At 66.2% G+C, this 20,719-nt stretch carries 17 protein-coding genes and 1 other RNA gene; 7 read left to right on the top strand and 11 right to left on the bottom strand.

Going from position 1 to position 20,719, the window contains the following annotated elements; translation table 11 throughout:
* Positions 1-2: 2 nt before the first annotated feature.
* The 3 genes from serC to gyrA form a co-directional block, all read right to left on the bottom strand.
* On the bottom strand, positions 3-1,160 hold the full coding sequence (serC, locus tag ACREYQ_RS03905) for a 3-phosphoserine/phosphohydroxythreonine transaminase (protein WP_432259480.1): 1,158 nt from the start codon (positions 1,158-1,160) through the stop codon (positions 3-5).
* Between the two features lie 156 nt (positions 1,161-1,316).
* Positions 1,317-1,880 carry a DUF2059 domain-containing protein gene (locus ACREYQ_RS03900; RefSeq protein WP_432259479.1) on the bottom strand — a complete coding sequence of 188 codons (564 nt, stop codon included), beginning with the start codon at positions 1,878-1,880 and terminating at the stop codon, positions 1,317-1,319.
* A 94-nt stretch (positions 1,881-1,974) separates the two neighbouring features.
* A complete protein-coding gene (gene gyrA, locus ACREYQ_RS03895; RefSeq protein WP_432259478.1) occupies positions 1,975-4,653 on the bottom strand; it encodes a DNA gyrase subunit A in 2,679 nt (892 codons plus the stop codon).
* A gap of 433 nt (positions 4,654-5,086) precedes the next feature.
* Between gyrA and ompA the strand changes: the two genes are divergently transcribed.
* From ompA to ssrA, 4 genes are all read left to right on the top strand, one after another.
* A complete protein-coding gene (ompA, locus tag ACREYQ_RS03890) occupies positions 5,087-5,740 on the top strand; it encodes an outer membrane protein OmpA (protein ID WP_432259477.1) in 654 nt (217 codons plus the stop codon).
* Positions 5,741-5,861: 121 nt separating this feature from the next.
* Positions 5,862-6,620, top strand: coding sequence for a bifunctional 2-polyprenyl-6-hydroxyphenol methylase/3-demethylubiquinol 3-O-methyltransferase UbiG (ubiG, locus tag ACREYQ_RS03885; protein ID WP_432259476.1), 759 nt, complete (start codon positions 5,862-5,864; stop codon positions 6,618-6,620).
* Positions 6,617-7,291: a phosphoglycolate phosphatase gene (gene gph / locus ACREYQ_RS03880; protein WP_432259475.1), complete on the top strand. Its 675-nt coding sequence runs from the start codon at positions 6,617-6,619 to the stop codon at positions 7,289-7,291. Before ubiG ends, gph begins: the two co-directional genes overlap by 4 nt.
* 85 nt (positions 7,292-7,376) lie before the next feature.
* Positions 7,377-7,736, top strand: a transfer-messenger RNA (tmRNA) gene (ssrA, locus tag ACREYQ_RS03875).
* A 118-nt stretch (positions 7,737-7,854) separates the two neighbouring features.
* Here ssrA and ACREYQ_RS03870 read toward each other — a convergent pair.
* Positions 7,855-9,174, bottom strand: a complete 1,320-nt coding sequence (locus ACREYQ_RS03870) for a DUF1254 domain-containing protein (protein WP_432259474.1) — start codon at positions 9,172-9,174, stop codon at positions 7,855-7,857.
* 244 nt (positions 9,175-9,418) lie between these two features.
* Here ACREYQ_RS03870 and ACREYQ_RS03865 point away from each other — a divergent pair, with 244 nt between their 5' ends.
* Together ACREYQ_RS03865 and ACREYQ_RS03860 are read left to right on the top strand one after the other, a co-directional pair.
* Entirely contained in the window at positions 9,419-10,744 is a 1,326-nt protein-coding gene (locus ACREYQ_RS03865) for an MFS transporter (RefSeq protein WP_432259473.1), read from the top strand.
* Positions 10,745-10,823: 79 nt separating this feature from the next.
* A complete protein-coding gene (locus ACREYQ_RS03860; RefSeq protein WP_432259472.1) occupies positions 10,824-11,525 on the top strand; it encodes a TetR/AcrR family transcriptional regulator in 702 nt (233 codons plus the stop codon).
* On the opposite strand, the gene ACREYQ_RS03855 is transcribed toward ACREYQ_RS03860, so the two are convergent.
* From ACREYQ_RS03855 to ACREYQ_RS03835, 5 genes are all read right to left on the bottom strand, one after another.
* The gene (locus ACREYQ_RS03855) at positions 11,522-13,231 is read right to left on the bottom strand and encodes a gamma-glutamyltransferase family protein (RefSeq protein ID WP_432259471.1); all 1,710 of its coding nucleotides are present in this window, start codon (positions 13,229-13,231) and stop codon (positions 11,522-11,524) included. The genes ACREYQ_RS03860 and ACREYQ_RS03855 overlap by 4 nt on opposite strands.
* 128 nt (positions 13,232-13,359) lie before the next feature.
* Complete coding sequence (locus tag ACREYQ_RS03850) at positions 13,360-13,896, bottom strand: DUF1097 domain-containing protein (protein ID WP_432259470.1); 537 nt, start codon at positions 13,894-13,896, stop codon at positions 13,360-13,362.
* 42 nt (positions 13,897-13,938) lie between these two features.
* Complete coding sequence (locus ACREYQ_RS03845) at positions 13,939-15,207, bottom strand: amidohydrolase family protein (protein ID WP_432259469.1); 1,269 nt, start codon at positions 15,205-15,207, stop codon at positions 13,939-13,941.
* Between the two features lie 146 nt (positions 15,208-15,353).
* Positions 15,354-16,004, bottom strand: a complete 651-nt coding sequence (locus ACREYQ_RS03840) for a response regulator (RefSeq protein WP_432259468.1) — start codon at positions 16,002-16,004, stop codon at positions 15,354-15,356.
* Complete coding sequence (locus ACREYQ_RS03835; protein ID WP_432259467.1) at positions 16,001-17,068, bottom strand: PAS domain S-box protein; 1,068 nt, start codon at positions 17,066-17,068, stop codon at positions 16,001-16,003. The genes ACREYQ_RS03840 and ACREYQ_RS03835 overlap by 4 nt, the downstream gene beginning before the upstream one ends.
* 291 nt (positions 17,069-17,359) lie before the next feature.
* Between ACREYQ_RS03835 and ACREYQ_RS03830 the strand changes: the two genes are divergently transcribed.
* Positions 17,360-17,761 carry a hypothetical protein gene (locus ACREYQ_RS03830; protein WP_432259466.1) on the top strand — a complete coding sequence of 134 codons (402 nt, stop codon included), beginning with the start codon at positions 17,360-17,362 and terminating at the stop codon, positions 17,759-17,761.
* A 64-nt stretch (positions 17,762-17,825) separates the two neighbouring features.
* Here the strand turns inward: ACREYQ_RS03830 and ACREYQ_RS03825 are convergent, their stop codons facing one another.
* Positions 17,826-18,320 (bottom strand): DUF1854 domain-containing protein, encoded by a 495-nt coding sequence (locus ACREYQ_RS03825; protein ID WP_432259465.1) that lies wholly within the window; start codon positions 18,318-18,320, stop codon positions 17,826-17,828.
* On the bottom strand, positions 18,313-20,607 hold the full coding sequence (locus tag ACREYQ_RS03820) for an ABC transporter ATP-binding protein (RefSeq protein ID WP_432259464.1): 2,295 nt from the start codon (positions 20,605-20,607) through the stop codon (positions 18,313-18,315). Before ACREYQ_RS03820 ends, ACREYQ_RS03825 begins: the two co-directional genes overlap by 8 nt.
* Positions 20,608-20,719 lie beyond the last annotated feature (112 nt).

The raw sequence follows: 20,719 nt of genomic DNA, 5'->3' as shown, positions 1-20,719 counted from the left end.
CGTCAGGCGGAGGTACGCTCGAACTCGCGCATGAAATCGATCAGCGCCGCCACGCCTTCGAGCGGCATGGCGTTGTAGATGCTGGCGCGCATGCCGCCCACGGTCTTGTGGCCCTTGAGCTGCACCAGGCCGTTGGCCCGCGCCTGCTGCAGGAACGCCTCATTGCGCGATTCGTCGCCCAGGAAGAACGGGACATTCATGCGCGAGCGGCAACTCGGATGGATCTCGTTGCGATAGAAATCGCTCTGGTCCAGGTAGTTGTACAGCGCCGACGCCTTGGCGATATTGCGCTGCTCGATCGCGGGCACGCCGCCCTGGCGCTTGAGCCATTTGAAGACGAGGCCGGCGATATAGATCGCATAGGTCGGCGGCGTGTTGTACATCGAGTTGTGCTCGGCCACCAGGCGCCAGTTGAACGCCGACGGGCACAGCGGATGGGCGTGGCCGATCAGGTCGTCGCGCACGATCACAATGGTGACGCCGGCCGGGCCGATATTCTTCTGCGCGCCGCCGTAGACCACCTGCACGCGCGACCAGTCGATCGGGCGCGACAGGATATGGCTGGAAGCATCGGCCACCACGATGCGGTCGCCCTTGACCTGGCCGATATCGGGAATGTCCTGGAACTCAACGCCGACGATGGTCTCGTTGGTGCACAGGTGCACGTAGCCGGCATCGTCCGACAGCTTCCAGTCCGCAACGTCCGGGATACGGTGGAATTTCTGCGCCTCGCTGGTGGCCGCGATATTGACCGTGCCATAGCGGCGCGCCTCCTGCTCGGTCTTGACCGACCAGGTGCCGGTGACGACGAAGTCGGCCTTGGGCGCGTCGGCGCTGCGCAGGCGCATCAGGTTCAGCGGCACGATGCCGTTTTCGCCGATGGCGCCGCCCTGCAGGAACAGCACGTGGAAATTGGAGGGGATATGCAGCAGTTCGCGCAGGTCCGCGATCGCCTCGGCCTGGATGCCTTCGAATTCGCGGCTGCGGTGGCTCATTTCCATCACCGAAACCCCGGTCCCGCGCCAGGACAGCATCTCCTCGGCAGCCTGTTGCAGCACTTCGGCAGGCAGCGCTGCCGGGCCGGGCGAGAAGTTGTAGACGCGTTCGGCCAATGCACGCTGCATCATGCCGGCAAGAGCGGGATTCTGGGGATCGTTCATGAGACGGGGAATGAAAAAATGGCTGCCGGAGTTACCCAAGCAGCCATTATCCCTCAAACCCGCGCCCCGTTGGGCACCCGGGGCTGGCCCCGGTGCCGCGCCGGCCTGCCGCTGCAGGCGGGCGGCGGTCTGATTCAGTCGTGGATCACGCCGGGATCACTTCGAAGCGGCGGTGATTTCCTTCTCGGCCGCGTCGCGCATCGACTTGCCGACCTGCGGACCGTACTTCTGCATCATCGAACCCCAGATCTCCTGGGTCGCCTTGCCCTGGTTGGCCATGAACTTCTGGCCGGTCGGCGACTTCAGGAAGGTGGTCAGGTCCTTCAGTTCCTGCGTCGTGTAGTACTTGCCGAAGGCATCGTAGTGCGCCTGGATCGCGTCCTTGCGGAAGCCATCGGTGTTGAACGCCGAGCCGGCGCCGTCAACCATGCGCTGCACCGCGCCGTTCTTCTTCAGCTTTTCGACAGCGGCCTGCTTCTGCTTGTCGTTCAGGGTCTTGTTCTCGACCAGCACCTGCTCCAGCACCAGCGGCGCTTCCTGCTTGGCGCCCTGCTGCCAGTTGTCTGCCTGGCCCTTGACGGCCTGGTCTGCCTGCATGACGGAAAGCAGTTCCTTGATAGCAGCCGTCTTTTCCGCATCCTGCGCGTGCGCATGCTGCGCCATCATGAAGGTCGGAACAAAAGCGGCCAGAACAGCGATACGTCGGTAGGTTTTGAGCATTGTGACTCCCTGGTAAATACGTCCGTTTTAGTCCGGCCAGCCGCGAAGCGAGTTCCGGCTGGCGTCCTATTGTTGCAACAACTTACGTTTGGTCTTACGGATTGGCGTCGGCATCGGCCCCGGCTGCACCTTCGGCGCCCTCTGCGCCGTCGGCTTCCTCGGCCTCTTCGCCGCCGGCACCGTTGTCGGCATCGCTTTCGACGATGCGCTGCAGTCCGGACAGCTTGGTGCCTTCATCCACGTTGATCAGCGTGACGCCCTGCGTGGCGCGGCCCATCTCGCGGATTTCGGCCACGCGGGTGCGGATCAGCACGCCGCCGGTGGTGATCAGCATGATCTCGTCCTCGGGCGAAACCAGTGCCGCAGCCACCACACGGCCGTTGCGCTCGCTCGTCTGGATCGCAATCATGCCCTTGGTGCCCCGGCCGTGTCGAGTGTACTCGGCGATGGGGGTGCGCTTGCCGTAGCCATTCTCGGTCGCGGTCAGCACGCTGCCGCGCACGGCGGCTTGCGCGGCCTCTTCGGCGGTTTCCGCGGGCGCCACCAGCATGGCGATCACGGCCTGGCCGTCTTCCAGGTTCATGCCGCGCACGCCACGCGCCTGGCGACCCATCGGGCGCACGTCGTTCTCGTCGAAGCGCACCGCCTTGCCGGCATCCGAGAACAGCATCACATCGTGCTGGCCGTCGGTCACCGCCGCGCCGATCAGGTAGTCGCCCTCGTCCAGGTCGACCGCGATGATGCCGGCCTTGCGCGGGTTGGAGAACTCGGTCAGCGCCGTCTTCTTGACCGTGCCGCGGGCGGTAGCCATGAAGATAAAGTGCTCGGCGTCAAACTGCCTGACCGGCAGGATCACATTGATCTTCTCGCCTTCAGACAGCGGGAACATGTTGACGATCGGCCGCCCGCGCGAGTTGCGCGAGCCCTGCGGCACCTCGTACACCTTCAGCCAGTACAGCCGGCCGCGGTTGGAGAAGCACAGGATGTAGTCGTGGGTATTGGCCACGAACAGGGTGTCGATCCAGTCGTCTTCCTTGGTCGCCGCCGCCTGCTTGCCGCGTCCGCCACGCTTCTGCGCGCGGTACTCGGAAATCGGCTGGCTCTTCATATAGCCGCTGTGCGACAGCGTGACCACCATGTCCTGCGGGGTGATCAGGTCTTCGGTGTCCAGCTCGGTCGCGTTCAGCTCGATCTGCGAGCGGCGCTCGTCGCCAAATTCAGCGCGGATCGCCGTAAGTTCGTCGACGATGATGGTAGTAATGCGTTCCGGCCGTGCCAGGATATCCAGCAGGTCGGCGATTTCCGCCATGATGTCGCGATATTCCTGGACGATCTTGTCCTGTTCGAGGCCAGTGAGGCGTTGCAGGCGCATCTGCAGGATTTCCTGCGCCTGGCCATCGGACAGACGGTACAGGCCGTCCGCCTGCATCCCGAACACCGCCGGCAGCCCGTCCGGACGATAGGAGGCACGTCCGCCCGGCGTTTCGCCTTCGGCGCGCGCGAGCATGTCACGGACCAGCGCGGAATCCCACGCCTTGGTCATCAGCTCCTGCTTGGCGATCGGCGGGGTCGGCGCGGCCTTGATGATGGCGATGAATTCGTCGATATTGGCCAGCGCCACGGCCAGGCCTTCCAGCACATGGCCGCGTTCGCGCGCCTTGCGCAGCTCGAACACCGTGCGGCGTGTGACGACTTCGCGGCGGTGCGCCAGGAAGTACTCCAGCATCTGGCGCAGGTTCAGCAGGCGGGGCTGGCGGTCGACCAGCGCCACCATGTTCATGCCGAAGGTGTCCTGCAGCTGGGTGTTCTTATATAGGTTGTTGAGAACGACTTCCGGCACCTCGTTGCGCTTGAGCTCGATCACCACGCGCATGCCGGACTTGTCAGACTCGTCGCGGATGTCCGAAATGCCCTCGATCTTCTTCTCGGTGACCAGCTCGGCGATGCGCTCGAGCAGGGTGCGCTTGTTGACCTGGTAGGGCAGCTCGTCGACGATGATCGCCTGGCGCTGGCCGCGGTCGATGTCCTCGAAGTGCGTCTTGGCGCGCATCACCACGCGGCCGCGGCCGGTGCGATAGCCTTCGCGCACGCCCTGGATGCCATAGATAATCCCGGCGGTCGGAAAATCCGGGGCCGGAATCAATTCAATCAGTTCATCCACCGTCGCCTGCGGATTGCGCAGCAGGTGCAGGCAGCCATCGACGATTTCATTCAGGTTATGCGGGGGAATATTGGTGGCCATGCCCACCGCAATACCCGACGAACCATTGATTAGCAGATTGGGAATACGCGCCGGCAGAATCGAGGGCTCTTTTTCAGAGCCGTCGTAGTTGCTGTCGAAATCGACGGTTTCCTTGTCGATGTCGTGCAGCATCTCGTGGGCGATTTTCGCCAGGCGGATTTCGGTATAACGCATGGCCGCGGCGTTATCGCCGTCGACCGAACCGAAATTGCCCTGGCCGTCGACCAGCATGTAGCGCAGCGAGAAATCCTGCGCCATGCGGACGATGGTGTCGTAGACTGCGGTATCGCCGTGCGGGTGATACTTACCGATCACATCACCGACGATACGGGCTGACTTCTTATAGGCCCGGTTCCAGTCGTTGTTGAGCTCGTGCATCGCAAACAGCACGCGCCGGTGCACCGGTTTCAGGCCGTCCCGGACATCAGGAAGCGCCCGGCCCACGATCACGCTCATGGCGTAATCGAGATAGGAACGGCGCATTTCCTCTTCGAGGGAGACCGGAAGGGTTTCTTTTGCGAATGGATCCATTGCGGCGTGGTTTATGCGGCAGGTTTAAGCGAATGACAGGCCCTTTGGCGCGCGGCACAGTGGGCGCCTGACGGCTGGGCAACGTGCCATTCTAACATGCCGCCACCCCCCGCCTCCCGCTCTCCGGAAGGCCCTTCCAGACGCCTCGCGAGGCCCTCCCCGAAACCCGGAATCCCTGATGCCACAAGGCTTTGCGGGCGACACAAGACCCATGTTGCACAAACACCACAGGCCCAAAACCCATGCGGCGAATCGAATATATTTACTTCTTAGGAAACGACCCTTGTGGCACAATTCCCCAGCGAAGAGCCAGACATTGTTCGAAGTGGAGCATCCACCACATCGAGAATGTTATACTCCGAAGAATGTATGACTTGTTTTCGTCCATTTGCTCGCAGTAACCCTGCGGTGATCTCATCCTGAGAGGAGAAATATGAAAAAATTTGCCAAGCTCGCGCTCGTTGCAGCTACCGCAGTAATGGCTGCATCCGCTCAAGCTCAGTCCGTCCCTTATGAAAAGAAGGCAGTGAACGACAACTGGGGCAACGGTACGAGCGAGTACGTGTGGAAGAATGGCACGAACGAGCTCTGCTGGCGCGACAGCTCCTGGACCCCGGCCACGGCGAACGCGCTGTGCGACGGCGCCCTGGCCCCGGCCGCTGCGGCACCGGCACCGGCTCCGGTGGCTCCGCCGGTTGTGTCCAGCGAGAAGGTCACTTTCGCTGCTGACACCCTGTTCGATTTCGACAAGGCTGTCCTGAAGCCGGAAGGCAAGTCCAAGCTGGACGACCTGGTCTCGAAGCTGCAAGGCATCACCCTGGAAGTCATCATCGCCGTTGGCCACACCGACTCGTTCGGTTCGGACAAGTACAACGATCGCCTGTCGATCCGTCGTGCTGAATCGGTCAAGGCTTACCTGGTGAGCAAGGGCGTTGAAGCCAACCGTGTCTACACCGAAGGCAAGGGCAAGCGCCAGCTGAAGGTCGATCCGAAGTCGTGCAAGGGCAACCGCAAGGCTCAGATCTCCTGCCAGCAGCCGAACCGCCGCGTGGAAGTCGAAGTGGTCGGCACCCGCAGCGCACGTTAATCGGATCCCTTCCGATCAAGAAAGCCCAGCGCAAGCTGGGCTTTTTTTTTGGTACAGTTGCCCGGACTGCCCCCCCCTTCCCATCACCCCGCCGCGGCATGCGCCGCCGGCTCCGCATACGATGACGTTGCAATCGCAAACCCTTTCCGCAGCCGACGCCGCCAATCAGGACCTGCCGCGCCGGAATGCCGACCCCAAGGAAATCGACAAGTTCAGCGAACTGGCCCACCGCTGGTGGGACCCCGAAAGCGAATTCAAGCCCCTGCATGAGCTGAACCCGCTGCGCCTGGGCTGGATCGACGGCATCGCCGGCCTGCCCGGCAAGCGCGTGGTCGACGTGGGTTGCGGCGGCGGCATCCTGTCCGAAAGCATGGCGCGCCTGGGCGCCACCGTGCGCGGCATCGATCTCTCGTCCAAGGCGCTCAAGGTGGCGGACCTGCACAGCCTGGAGTCAGGCGTTGCCGTGACCTACGAGGAGATCGCCGCAGAAGCCCTCGCCGCGCGCGAACCGGCCAGCGTGGATGTCGTGACTTGCATGGAGATGCTGGAACATGTGCCCGATCCGGCCTCGATCGTGCGGGCCTGCGCCACGTTGGTGAAGCCGGGTGGCCATGTGTTCTTCTCGACCATCAACCGCAACCTGAAGGCCTACCTGCTGGCCATCGTCGGGGCTGAGTACGTGCTCAATATGCTGCCGCGCGGCACGCACGACTACGACAAGTTCATCACCCCGTCCGAACTGGCGCGCTTTGCCCGCCAGGCCGGCCTGGACCTGGTGGAAATACGCGGCATGACCTATAACCCGCTGTCGCAGGTGTACGCGCTGGGCCGCGACACCGATGTGAACTACATGATGGCGTTTCGCCGGGTGGCAGCATGAGCGCGGGTATCGCAGGGGTCTTCTTCGACCTCGACGGCACCCTCGCCGACACCGCCCCGGACCTGGCGGCCGCCGCCAACCGGCTGGTCGTCGAGCGTGGCCAGCCGCCGGTGGCCTATGAAAGGCTGCGCCCCGTCGCCTCGCACGGTGCACGCGGACTGCTGGGTGCGGCCTTCGGCCTGCGCCCGGAGGACGCGGAATTCCCCGCCCTGCGCGACGTCTTCCTCGCCTACTACGAGGCCGACATCGCGGTCCACACGCGCCTGTTCGACGGCATGCCGCAGGTGCTGGCCGCGCTTGAGGCAGCGGGCATCCCGTGGGGCATCGTCACCAACAAGATCGCCCGCTTCACGGTGCCGCTGGTCGCCGCCATCGGCCTCGCGCCACGCGCCAGCGCCGTGGTCAGCGGCGATACCACGCCCCACGCCAAGCCGCACCCGGCTCCGCTGCTGCATGCGGCGGCCAGCGCCGGCGTCGATCCGCGCCGCTGCGTCTACGTCGGCGACGACCTGCGCGACATCCAGGCCGGCAAGGCCGCCGGGATGATCACCGTCACCGCCGCCTATGGCTATTGCGGCGACGGCGAGCCGCCCGAGACCTGGGGCGCCGACCACCTGATCCACCACCCGGCCGAGCTGATCCCCCTGCTGGTACCCGCCGCGGTCGCCTGAAGGTCCCGCCAGGCGGCACCCGGCCCCCGCCTGGAACTCCCCGAGACAGCGTGCGTCCAACCGGGTACAATCCAGCTTCCTCACTGGGGCCGACCTGGTTTCGACGTGGGTTACAAAGCAGTGGAGGGCATACCGAGGACCCGTCACCTCGTTAATCAATGGGAATGCAATAACTGCTAACGACGAACGTTACGCACTGGCCGCTTAATTGCGGCCGTCCTCGCACTGGCTCGCTGACGGGCTAGGGTTCGCAAGAACCAGCGAGGTCATTTACGTCAGATAAGCTCCGGAAGGGTCACGAAGCCGGGGACGAAAACCTAGTGACTCGCCGTCGTAGAGCGTGTTCGTCCGCGATGCGCCGGTTAAATCAAATGACAGAACTAAGTATGTAGAACTCTCTGTGGAGGGCTTGCGGACGCGGGTTCGATTCCCGCCGGCTCCACCAGTATTCAGTCCGATGCAGTACCAGCAGGGCAAGAAACCCGCGATAGCGCAAAGCTTCGCGGGTTTTTTCTTTGCCTGGCCGGGCCCCGCGGCCAGGCTTGTGGCGCAGCCTGGCCCGCTCAGGCCGGCTGGTCCAGCCGCTCCACGTCCGGCATCACGAAGCTGCGGTCCAGCAGCGCGCGCCGCGGCTGGTAGAAGCGCAACGTCAGCGAGAAGCGGCCCGCGGGCGCCGGCAGCCAGTTGGCTTGCCGGTCCGACGCCGGCGCCGCATGCTGGATTTGGATATCCATGCTGCCGTCGGCCGCGCGCGCGACGCCGGGCGTGCGGTCGCCCAGGGTGTAGCGGTGCAGCGGATTGTCAACGAAGAAGCGGCGGCCATCGGGCTCCAGCTCGTACATGCTGAGCGACCAGAACGCATCGATGGGCAGGTCCGCCGGGATATGCAGGCGGTAGCCGTGGCGTCCGTCCAGCATCTCGCCGTCGGCATCGATCATCGCGGTGGCGTAGATGGCCTCCTCGCGCTCCAGCGCGCCCAGGCCCACCAGCGACACAAAGGCGCGATAGGCATAGTCGTCACCGAAATTCCCAAGATGGTCCGCGCCCGAAGTCCAGCTCCCGCCCTCGCGGTTGCGCAGCGTCGTGCCCGAGGGCGTCCTGGCCAGCGCGGCCAGGTTGGCGGCATGGTGCCCGGCCCATGCCGCGCGCACGGTGTCGTCCAGCTCGCGCCAGGCGCCAACGGTGCCGGGACGCACGCCGAGGTCGGCCATGCCTTGCACCAGCGCCTGCTCGTTGGCGGGGATCGGGTTGCGGCCGAGCACCTCGTTCACCAGGTCAAGATAGCGTTCGGGGTCGCGCTCGTCAGGCGCTGCCTGCAGCAGGCGTGCCTGCTGCGCCTGGCCGCCAGCGAGTGGCTCCAGCCGCATCGCATCCTGCAACGCGTGGACGGCGTCGAGGTCGGCTTCGCCATCGACCAGCACGCGGCCCAGTGCCCAGATGTCGTGGCAGGGCAGGCGCAGCACGTGCGCGCCGGCGGGCGCTTCGCCCTGCCAGCCCGGGCCGGCCAGCAGGAAGCTCGCCGCCGCGGTGCCGGTGGTGCGCCGGCCGATGCAGGCCACGTTGTTGGTGAAGATATCGAGGAACGCAAAGCTGTAGTAGCGATCCCGCATATCGGGCAGCGACAGCAGCAACGGGCCGCCTGAGAGATCGAGCCAGGCGATGCTGTACAGCGTGTCGTTGTTGGGCGTGGTGACCGCACGGGCGCGATGGTCGAGCAGCCTGCGGTAGTGGAACAGCGCGTTGGGCGGCGCGCCGTGCGTGTCGGTCCGGTTCTGCGTGAACTGCCAGCGCGCCTGCGCGACGTCATGCACGGGGAAGGTATAGACCAGCGCCTCGCGGATGCGCGCGTCCAGTTGCGAGTTCGATGTCAGGTCTTCTTTCATGATGGCGCCTCTCCTTTTTTAATACGATGGATTAATTCGAGAGATCAATTTACGCCGTGATGGCGCCATGTCAAGGGCGGGATCTTGCCTAGCGGCGGCGCCTCGGCCGCAATCCGGCGGCTGCGCTGGCCTGGCGGCTGATGCCGGGGAAAACCCTAGCGTGCGCTCATGACTCGCCGGAATTAATCTTTGTGATTAACCGATGCGAAAAAAATTCACTCCGCCCGTGTGCGGGTACCGGAACATGGAAAGCATGCTGACAAGCTCTTCGCCCCTGCAGGCCGATGGCAGCCACGCCGACGCCCACGCGTACCGTCCCCGTCAGGCCTGGGGCATCGCGATCTGGCTCACGGTGCTCTCGGCAATCAACTTTCTCGACAAGGTGGTGCTCGGCATGGTGGCCGTGCCGCTGATGCGAGAGCTTCACCTCAGCCCCACGCAGTTCGGCCTGATCGCCGGCAGCTTCTTCTGGCTGTTCTCGCTGTCGGCGGCCGTGGTCGGCTTTGCCGGCAACCGCGTGCCGGCGCGCTGGCTGCTGCTTGGCATGGCGGTACTGTGGTCGCTGGTGCAGTTTCCGGTGGCGCTGGCCGGCACCGCGGCGGCACTGCTGGTGTCGCGCGTGATTCTGGGCGCGGGCGAGGGGCCGGCCTTCCCGGTATCGGTACACGCGCTCTACAAGTGGTTCCCGCACGAGAAGCGCAACCTGCCGGTGACGCTGATCAACCAGGGCGCGGTGATCGGCTTGCTGCTGGCCGGGCTGGGCGTGCCGTTCATCACGCAGCACTGGAGCTGGCGCATGAATTTCATCGTGCTGCCCGCGATCTCGGTGCTGTGGGCGCTGGGCTGGCTGCGCTTTGGCCGCGAAGGCAACCTGCGCACCCACGCCGCCCCTGGCGACGCGGCGCCGGTGCACATCCCATACCGCAGACTGCTTACCGACGCCACCGTGCTGACGGGATTCCTGGCCGGCTTTTCCGCCTACTGGGGCCTGGCGCTGGTGCTGACCTGGCTGCCCTCCTACCTGGAACAGGGGCTGGGCTATGACCCCGTGCAGGCCGGGCGGATGTTTGCCTTTGTCGTCGCGTTCGGCGTGCCGGTCAGCCTGGGGCTCAGCTGGTGCTCGCAGCGCATGCTGCGCCGGGGCGCCACCTCGCGCCTGGCGCGCGTGGTGTTCGGCTGCGTCTGCATCGGGCTTGGCGGCCTGCTGTTCCTGTGCCTGCCGCTACTGCAGTTGCCCCCGGGCGGCAAGGTCCTGATGCTGGCGCTGGCGGCAACGCTGCCGCCGGTGGCGTTTGCGCTGGGACCGGCGATCCTTGCCGAGATCGTTCCCGACAGCCAGCGCAGCGCCGTCATCGCATTGAGCACGGCGGTAGCGACCAGCGCCGGCGCGATCGCCCCGGTGGTGATGGGACGCCTGGTACAGGCGCAGGCGCATGGCAGCGCGCATGGCTTTGAACTGGGCTTCTCGGTGTGTGGCGCGGTGATGCTGGTGGGCGCAGTCGCCGGGCTGCTGGGCCAGCATCCCGCGCGCTCGCTGCGGCGCCTGCGCGGCACCGATGCAGCGGCTTGATCGCCACCCGGCCTTGCGCGGATAATCGCCGGCACTGCCAGCCGCCATGGCCGCCCCTGAACCCTTTGAGCGCCAGCCTATGAGCCGGGTACGCAACCGTTCCCACGAAACCCCGCCCGCCGACGCAGACGCACCGCCGAGCCCGCTGGAAAACGAGACCGCGCGCCGCCTGCTGGAGATCGCCGAGCGCCTGTTCGCGGAAAACGGCGTCGAGCTGGTGCCCCTGCGCCAGATCGTGGTGGAAGCGGGCCAGCGCAACCGTTCGGCGCTGCACTACCACTTCGGCTCGCGCGAGGCCCTGGTCAGCCAGCTGCTCAACTTCCGGCTCGCCCACGTCAACACGCTGCGCAACCGCTACCTGGACGAACTGCGGGCCGCCGGCCAGGACACCGACGTGCGCGCCGTGGTTGAGGCATCAGTGAGCGCGCTGGCCGACACCATCACCAGCACCCCGTGGGGCGCGCGCTATGTGCAGGTGCTGGCGCAGGCCACCTTCAGCCCGCGCCTGCTCAATGCCGAACTGATCGATCCCGAGGCCAAGACCGGCGTGCTGCGCGTGAGGCGGCTGATCGCGGCAGCGTTGCCTGAACTGCCGCGCAAGATCCTGGGCCAGCGCATGTTGTGGTTCCACCAGAGCGTGATCTATTCGCTCGCGCAGTGGTGCCAGCAAGCGCAACTCCAGGGCGGCAAGCCGCCCGTGGCGGACCTGGTCGACTACTGCACCGCGGCACTGACGGCGCCGGTGAGCAAGCCGCGCGCGGTGCGCCGCCGGGCGGCCTAGACTCCCAGCGCCCTGCCGTCACTGCGCGGATCGTGCGCACCGGTGAGTTGCCCGCCGGCATCGATCCGGATCGCGCCCGGATGGCCGGCCAGCTGGCTTTGCGCAGGGATCGGGCTTAGCTGATGGCCGCGCGCTGCAAGCTCGCTGAACACCGGCAGGCCCGCATCCTGCTCCAGCTTGAGGCTGTCGCGGCTGTCCGAGAAGGTCTTGCCGAGCAGGAAGCGCGGCCGGCGCAGCGCCGTCAGCGGATCCATGCCGTAGTCGATCATCCTTGTCAGCACCGCGGCCAGCGTCTGCGGCTGGCCGTCGGCGCCCTGCGTGCCGTACAGCAGGTGCGGCCTGCCCTGCTTCAGGTAGATGCCGGGGTTGAGCGTATGGAACGGCCGCTTGCCGCCCTGCAGCACGTTGGGGCTCTCGGGATCCAGGCTGAACGATGCGCCGCGGTTGTGCCAGAGCACGCCGGTGTCGCCAACGACCAGGCCGCTGCCCCAGTCGAAATAGACCGTCTGCAACATGCTCACGCAGCGGCCCTCGTGGTCGGCGGCGCCAATGTAGACCGTGTCGCCGGGCGTGAACACATGCGGCCACGCCATGGCGCGGTCCATGCGGATACGGCGCGCGTGGGCATCGAGGTTGGACTGAGACAACAGCCGGTCCACCGGCACGTCGACAAAGTCGGGGTCGGCGACGTAGCGGTTGCGGTCCAGGAATGCCAGCTTCACCGCCTCGACCAGCAGGTGGTAGTAGTCCGCGCTGCCCTCGGGGATGCCCGACAGGTCGAAGCGATTGAGGATGCCCATGATTTCCAGCGTGGTCACGCCCTGCGTCGGCGGTCGCAGGCCGAGCAGTTCGCCGTCGCGGTAGGCGACGCGCAGCGGCACCTCCTCGCGCGCCTGGCATCGCGCCAGGTCTCGTTGGCGCAATGGCGAGCCGGCCTTGGCCAGACCGGCGGCAAGGCGCCCGGCCAGGTCGCCCTCATAGAATTCGCGCCCGCCCTGTGTCGCGACGCGGTCCAGCGTGCGGGCAAGTTCGGGCTGCCGGAACATTTCGCCGGGCCTGGGCATGCGGCCATCAGGCATGAAGACCCGGCCGAAGCCATCCCAGCCTGACAGGTCCGCCGAGCGGAACTCCTGCCAGAAGCACTGCGACGGCGTGACGGGGAAGCCGTTGGCGGCATACTCGGTGGCCCGCGCCAGCAACGCGGACCACGATTGCGTGCCGCCCCACTGGTCGCGGCTGAAGGCAAAGGCGCGGTCCCAGATCGCAACCGTGGCCGCCGCGGTGAGCGCCGCTGCAGGCCCCCGCAGCGGAATGGTGCCGGCGTAGCCCGAGGTCTCGGCCGCGGCCTGGCCGATGCCGGAGAAGGTGCGCACATTGCCGCCGCGGTCGCTGACCACCAGGAAGGCGTCGCCCCCCAGCCCGGTAAAGTGGGGATACGTCACGCTCAGCACCGCGCCGATGGCAATCGCGGCTTCGATGGCGTTGCCCCCGGCCTTCAATACCTCCAGCCCTGCCTGGCTGGCCAGTCCATGCGGGCTGGTGACCATGCCCGCGGACGAATGCGCCAGCGCGGCGCGCCCGGATTGCGCCGGCTCCTGCCCGACGGCAGGCAATACCGTGCTGCCGGCCAGTGCGGCCGAGCCGGCCAGAAAGGCCCGGCGCGACGTACCGGTACCGCTAGAATCCACCTCGCCCAGATATTCCATACCCATTTCCCCCGGATGCCTGGCGGCCAACGCTGGGATGCACTGCGCGCCGGCCACCGCTATGTCGATTCGATGATGGCGCCGGGTCATGCCGCGCTTTGCGCGCAACCCCGGCGGAACGCGCCGGTTCAGGCCTCGCTCTTCCAGCCCTGCCACGGACGCTCGGCAACGGAGTCCGGCGCGGCGTAGTGATGCTTGATCCAGGCATAAGCCGGTCCGAGCGCATTCATGGCGATCACCGCGCCGAGCGCGGCAACGGGATCGCCCGGCACCGGACCGAAACCGCCGAACAGCGTCGCAAAGTAAGAGGCAAAGCCAAAGAACATGCCCGGGATGAAGCGCAGCGTGACGAACACGCGCGCGAGATACATCATCGAGGCATTAAGCGTGAACAGGATCACCATCTCCGCCGCGATCAGCGCCGGTCCAGAGAACTGCACGGCCGCCTGCCGGAAGCAAAGCACGATCAAAAAGGCAAAGAGCGAGCCCACCGGCAGCGTCGGCCAGATTTTTTTCAGGTTCTCCGGCGTGGGTCCGCCCATGGCAAAGGTCGCGGCCCAGCTGATAAATATTGCCCAGGGCGGCAGGTGCGAGGCATGCGCGGCGATGGGAACGGTAGTGATGGCAAGCAGCGAGGCCACGACTTCGGCGGGTAGCTTTCTCATGATCGACTCCTTGATGGACGGGGACAGGGGACTGGGGTTGCTTCAGTGCGGGCAGCATTGGTGCCGGTGAATGTCGCAGCGGTGCTGCGTAACGACGGTGATCCTGCCGCGCTTGACCACCCACAGCCGCGCCGGGATGTCGATCAGCGCATCGGCCACCTGGAAGGTATCGAGGACGACCAGGTCGGCCTGCCGCCCGACCTTCAGGCCATAGGTGTCGTGCAGCCCGATCGCGCGCGCGGCGTTGTGCGTGCCCATGTCGAGCACCGCGAGCTGGTGCTCGGGCACGCCGAACTGGGCCACGTGCGCCAGCATGTTGCCGATCTGCAGCATGTCGGCCTTGCCGAATGGCGTGAAGGCATTGCGGATGTTGTTCGAGGAGTACGCCACGTTGACGCCGCCACTGTGCAGCGCCTTCACCGGCGTGAGCCCGCGGCGCTGGTTCTGGGTGTCCTTGCGCCCGCCCAGGTAGAGATCGGTGGCGGGCAGCGTGACGATGCTGATGCCGGCCTCGCGGATCTGCTCGATCAGCGGCTGCAGCTGCGCCGCGTCGAGCGCGCCCAGGCTGGTGACATGGCCCAGCGACACGCGCCCCTGGTAGCCGGCCTCGATGGTCTTCTGCGCGATGTACGACACTGCGGCGAAACGCTGGTCGCCGGTATCGTCGGCAAAGTCGGCATGCATGTCGACCGGCGCGTCATAGCGTTGCGCCAGCTCGAACACCATGTCGATATGGCGCATGGTGTCGGCCCAGGTCAGCTCGTTGTACGGGCAGCCGCCGACCACGTCGGCGCCCATGTCCATGGCCGCTGTCATCAGCTCGCGCGTGCCCTGGGACTTCAGGATGCCCTCTTGCGGGAAGGCCACGATCTGCAGGTCGAGCAGGTCCTGGTACTCCGCCTTCAGCTCAAGCAGCGTCTCCACCCCGATCAGCCCCTGGATCAGGTCGACATCGGGATGCGCGCGGATCGCCACGGTGCCGTTCCTGACCGCCATGTCCAGCACCTGGCGCGAGCGCTCCAGCACATCGTGGCGCTGCTGCTTGCTTTTCAGGATGCCGGTGACGCGGATGGCCTCGTCCAGCGTGCCGAAGCGCGCCGGCAGGCGGCGGTGCAGCAGGGCCTTGTCCAGGTGCAGGTGGGCTTCGACCAGCCCGGGGATGACCGCTCGGCCGCCGGCCTCGATCACTTCATGCGACGGCTCGCCGATGCCGGGCTCGATGGCGGCGATGCGGCCGTCGCGGATGGCGATATCGGTCAGGGGCGCGTCGTCGCGAACGCAGGCGTCCCGGATCAGCAGATCCAGCTGCATGGCTTGTCTCCTCAGGTCTAGTTGTCCGGGCGAAGTCAGGGCTTCGCTGTCTGAAGCGTAGGTGCCAGGGCGGCATCACTGCATCAGGATCGGCTGAATTCGACCTAAGGAATTTCCTAGACGCACCGCAGCAGAACCGCAGCTGGCTAAGCGGCGCCCCCGGCTTCGGCGAGCAAGCCGTGGCGGATGGCGTAGTGCACCAGCCCGGCGGTCGAAGCGATATCCATCTTGCCGAGGATGTTGGCCTTGTGGGTGCTCACCGTCTTGGCGCTGAGCGACAGCGCCGCCGCAATCTCGTTGATGCCCAGCCCCTCGGCCAGCATCTGGAACACCTGCAGCTCGCGCGCCGTCAGCCGCGCGTGCGGCAACATCGCATCCGGCTGCCGCGCCTGGCTGACCAGCTTGTCGGCAATCGCCGGCGAGACCGCGGTGCCGCCGCGCGCCACCTTGCGGATGGCACCGAGCAGCTGGTCGGACTCGACATTCTTGGTCAGGTACCCTGCGGCTCCCGCGCGGATGGCCTGCACCGCATACTGCGACTCGCGGTACATGCTCAGCACCAGGATTGGCAGCGCCGGATGGCTGGCGCGGATCTGCTGGATCAGCAGGATGCCGCTGCGCCCCGGCATCGACATGTCCAGCAACAGCACGTCCGGCCTCTGCCTGCGCAGCAGCGCCAGCACTTCGCAGCCGTCGGCGGCTTCGGCCACCACCTGCATGTCGGGCACGGTGGAGAAAATCGTCTTCAGGCCGTCGCGGATGATGGTGTGGTCGTCGGCAAGCATCAGGCGGATCATCGTGCTTCTTCCTTGCCGGCAGCGCCGGCATTGGGGATCTGCGCCTCGACCCGGGTACCGCCGCCCGCCTCGCCGGTTACGGCCAGCTTGCCGCCCAGCATCAGCGCGCGCTCGCGCATGCCCAGCAAACCCAGGCTGCGGCGATGCCCGGTCCGGGACGCATCGATGCCGCGGCCGTTGTCGGCCACCACCAGCCGCACGGCCCCGCCGGTCTCGCTCAGTTCGACCCGCACGCGATCGGCGCGGCCATGGCGGCAGGCATTGGTCAGCGCTTCCTGCGCGATGCGAAAGACCGCGGTGCTGACCTCCGCGCCGATATCGCCGACGGGCTGCAGCGCCAGCTCGCAGGCGATGCCGCCGCGCTCCGAAAAGGACTCGGCCAGCCACTCGATTGCGGCGGTCAGCCCCAGCTCGTCCAGCAGCGGCGGGCGCAGGTCCGCCGCGATGCGCTGCACCGCGTCCACGGTCGAATCCGCGATCTGCTTGAGCCTCTGCAGATGCTTGCGGCAGGCGTCGCCCGCATCGGGGCCCTGCTGCGCTTCAATGACATTGAGACCGAGGCGCAATGCCGTCAGGGACTGTCCCAGCTCATCGTGCAGCTCGCGCGAGATCCGGGTGCGCTCGGCCTCGCGCACGGACTGCAGGTAGGCGGACAACTCTCGCAGCTGCGCGCGCGATTCCAGCAGCTCCTGCTCGGAGCGCTTGCGGTCGGTGATATCGCGCGAGATGCCGACCGTGCCGACGACCGCGCCGCCCTGCCCGCGAATCGGCATCTTGATGGTATCGAACCAGCGCAGGCTGCCATCCCTGCCGGGGCGGCACTCTTCGTAGCGGCGCCGGATGCCGCTGGTCACCACGGCCCTGTCGGTGCCCAGGTAGACCTTCCCCCATTCCGCCGACCAGACCTTGTCTGGTGTGCTGCCAAGGATCTCGGCCTCGCTGCGCCCGCATGCCGCCATGAAGGCATCGTTGACCAGGATGTAGCGCGAGCTTGCGTCCTTCAGCCAGGCCTGGTCCGGTATGTTGTTGAGTATGGCCCGCTGCAGGTCGACATACGTATCCATGACGTCTCCTCGCAAGGCGCCTGCCTTGCCGGCTGAGGTCACCTCCATTCATGACACGCAGGTATCGATTCATGTCGATTTCTCATCATATGACATACGTTGCGTGCTTCCCGTCGCAGACTATAGCGATCGGCCGCCGACAATGCGCTTGTCGTTTTCCTGAATACGCGCAAGCCGGCGTGATCTTCCCGGCATGGATACGCGCATCGGCATGGCCTCGCGCGCACAAAGCGGCGATGCGCCGCGGCGAAGGACTACAATACCCGGCTGCAGTCCTTGAAGGCTTTCGCCATGTCTGACCATCCCCGCTTCACCATCAACCGTTCCATGGTCGCCCTGGTCCCGGAACAGCCGTTCCTGGACTGGATCCAGGCGGTCGATCCCCAGCCGGTGGCCGGCCTCACGCTAGAGCAGGTGCGCGAGGACCAGAGCGTGTTCCTGCTGCCCGACGAGCTGGCCGACACGCAGGACAATGCAGTGCACTGGGTCGAGAAGCGCTGGCAGGAATTCTTCGAATTCATGCTGGGGGAATGGTTCGACGACTCGGCGTGGCCCGCGGAACTGTCGCTGCCGATGTTCCGCGAGTGGTTCAGCGTGCGCTACCACTCGATGGTGTTCGACATGGCACCTGACGTGCCGGTCATGCATGACGACTGGGACGACGAGGACGACTCGTCGGAGATGCTGCACTAGAAAGCCAGACCAGGAACCCGGCCGGCCGTGCGGCGGCCCGGGGTTCAGCGTCGCCAGGGACGCCTCAGAGGAAGCGGTCGAGGATCTTGCGGCTGTGCTTGTCCAGCGCCATCAGGTCGCGGATCAGGTAGTGGATGCCGTGCGTGTCCGACACCAGCAGCGTGCTGCCGGCCAGGCGCCGGATCGCCTCTTCGCCGCGCAGCACCAGCTCGGTCTGGCCGCGATCGGTCTGCACCGTCCACACGCTGGGCGTGGCATAGGTCGACACGCTGACAATACGCTGGATCTCCGGCATGAACTCGCGCGAGGCGAGTTCTTCTTCGATCATGCTGCGTTCGGCCAGCGGCACATCCTCCAGCCGCGGAAGCCAGGCAACTTCATGCCCGTCGGTGCTCATCAGGCCGATGCCGCCCTGCGGCGCGGAGATCGGGAATGCGCGCACCGGCACCACGCCTTCGTGGACGGTGCCGTCCTCGGCGATCAGGACCAGGCGGCCGAAAGGATTGCGGTCAAGCGTGAACATGGGTGTCGGCGTCGCGGCGGAAATGTCATTAGGCATTGGCGGCCTCCGGCGTTTCGATGGCTTCGCCTTCGTCGTCGCCGTCCTCGGTATCGACGTTGCGCGCCTGCGCCTGGTACAGCTTGTAGTACGCGCCTTCGCGCAGCAGCAGTTCGTCGTGGCTGCCGACTTCGACGATCTGGCCGCGGTCCATCACCACCAGCCGGTCGGCCTTGCGCAGCGTCGACAGGCGGTGCGCGATGGCAATGGTGGTGCGGCCCTGCACCAGGTTGTCGAGCGCCTTCTGGATTTCCTTCTCGGTGGCCGTATCGACCGACGACGTGGCCTCGTCCATGATCAGGATGCGGGGGTTGATCAGCAGCGCGCGCGCAATCGAGATGCGCTGGCGCTCGCCGCCCGACAGCGCCTGGCCGCGCTCACCGACCAGCGAGTCGTAGCCGTGCGGCAGCCGCAGGATGAACTCGTGCGCATGCGCGGCGCGCGCGGCGGCGATGATCTCTTCGCGCGTGGCGTCGGGCTTGCCGTAGGCGATGTTGTCGGCGATTGTGCCGAAGAACAGGAACGGCTCCTGCAGCACCAGGCCGATATGGCGGCGGTACTCGGACACCGGCAGCGAGCGGATATCGACGCCGTCGACGCGGATCGCGCCCTCGGAGACATCGTAGAAGCGGCAGATCAGGTTGACCAGCGTGCTCTTGCCCGAGCCGCTGTGCCCGACCAGGCCGATCATCTCGCCCGGCGCGATCGACAGGTTCAGGCCGCGGATCACCGCGCGGTTGCCGTAGCGGAAGCCCAGGTCGCTCATGTCGATGGCACCCTCGACCTGGTCCAGCCTTGCCGGGCGCACCGGCTCCGGGACGCTCGACACATGGTCGAGGATGTCGAAGATGCGCTTGGCGCCGGCCGCGGCCTTCTGCGTCACCGAAACAATCCGGCTCATCGAATCCAGCCGGGTATAGAAACGGCTGATATAGGTCAGGAACGCCACCAGCACACCCACCGTGATGGCGCTGTGCGAGACCTGCCAGATGCCGAACACCCAGACGATCAGCAGGCCGATCTCGGTCAGCAGCGTCACGGTCGGCGTGAACAGCGACCACACCGCGTTGACGCGGTCGTTGATCGCCAGGTTGTGCTTGTTGGCCTCGCGGAAGCGCGACACTTCGCGCTTTTCCTGGGCAAAGGCCTTGACCACGCGGATGCCGGGGATGGTGTCGGCCAGCACGTTGGTGATCTCGGACCAGATCCGGTCGATCTTCTCGAAGCCGTGGCGCAGCCGGTCGCGCACCAGGTGGATCATCCAGGCGATGAACGGCAGCGGCACCAGCGTCACCAGCGCCAGCCACGGGTTGATCGACACCAGGATCACCGCCGTCATGACGATCATCAGCACATCGGTGGCGAAGTCCAGCAGGTGCAGCGACAGGAAGACGCAGATGCGGTCGCTTTCCGAGCCGATGCGCGCCATCAGGTCGCCGGTGCGCTTGCCGCCAAAATACTCAAGCGACAGCTTTAGCAGGTGTTCGTAGGTGGTTATGCGCAAATCGGCGCCGATGCGCTCCGATACCCGTGCCAGCAGATAGGTGCGCGCCCACCCCAGGGACCACGCCACCAGCGCCGCGCCCAGCAATCCCGCCAGGTACAGGCGCACCAGCCCATAGTCGATCGGCACGCCGTTCTGGAACGGGATCAGCACCTTGTCCATCAGCGGCATGGTCAGGTACGGCGGCACCAGCGTGGCGGCGGTGGACAGCAGCGTCAGCAGGAAGCCCGCCAGCAGTTGCCACTGGTATGGGCGGGCAAAGCGCCACAGGCGCAGCAGCGCCCAGGTCGACGGCGGGGTTTCCAGCTCGCGGCTGCATTGAGGGCACTGCTCTTCGTCCGGCGGCAGCGGCGCCTTGCAGGTGGGGCACAGGATCTCGCCGGCCTCGCCGGCCGGGCGGGAAACGGCCGCGTCTCGCTGCGCTTCGAACTGGTCAGCCAGCCGCAAGGCGGCCGGATTGTAACCAAGCGTGTATCTCCAGCTGGCCAGCCGGCCCGCGGGCCCGCTCAGTTCAAGCGTGCCCACCCCCGCGTGGTCGGTATGCGACAGGCGCAGCGTGGGCCCGATGTTCCATTCCCGCACACTTTTTTCACCGGGAGCCCGGGCAACGATGCGCTGGCCCGTCACAACCAGCCACCCTTGGGTAAAATGCAGCTTCGCGTCGAGGTCCAGGGCCAGTCCGGCCAGGACGGTCTCGCCAGGTCGGAGCCACGATCCGGATTCAGCCCGCCAGGGTTCGTCGGCAGCAGGGGCGGTAGGGACAGGCAGGGAGGGCTGGGTCATGGATGGCGCGGCGTGCGTCCAGGGGGTACGGACATAACTTGAAACAATTTAGGCCGGGCACGCGCTGGCGGCCCGCGAATTCGCCCGCAGTATACATAACGACGAACGCGCG

The sequence above is a fragment of the Cupriavidus sp. TMH.W2 genome, from assembly GCF_050847365.1.
In the GTDB taxonomy this organism is placed as follows: domain Bacteria; phylum Pseudomonadota; class Gammaproteobacteria; order Burkholderiales; family Burkholderiaceae; genus Cupriavidus.
Note: the sequence above shows the minus strand (reverse complement) of the source record. Positions and strands in the feature narration are given on the sequence as shown.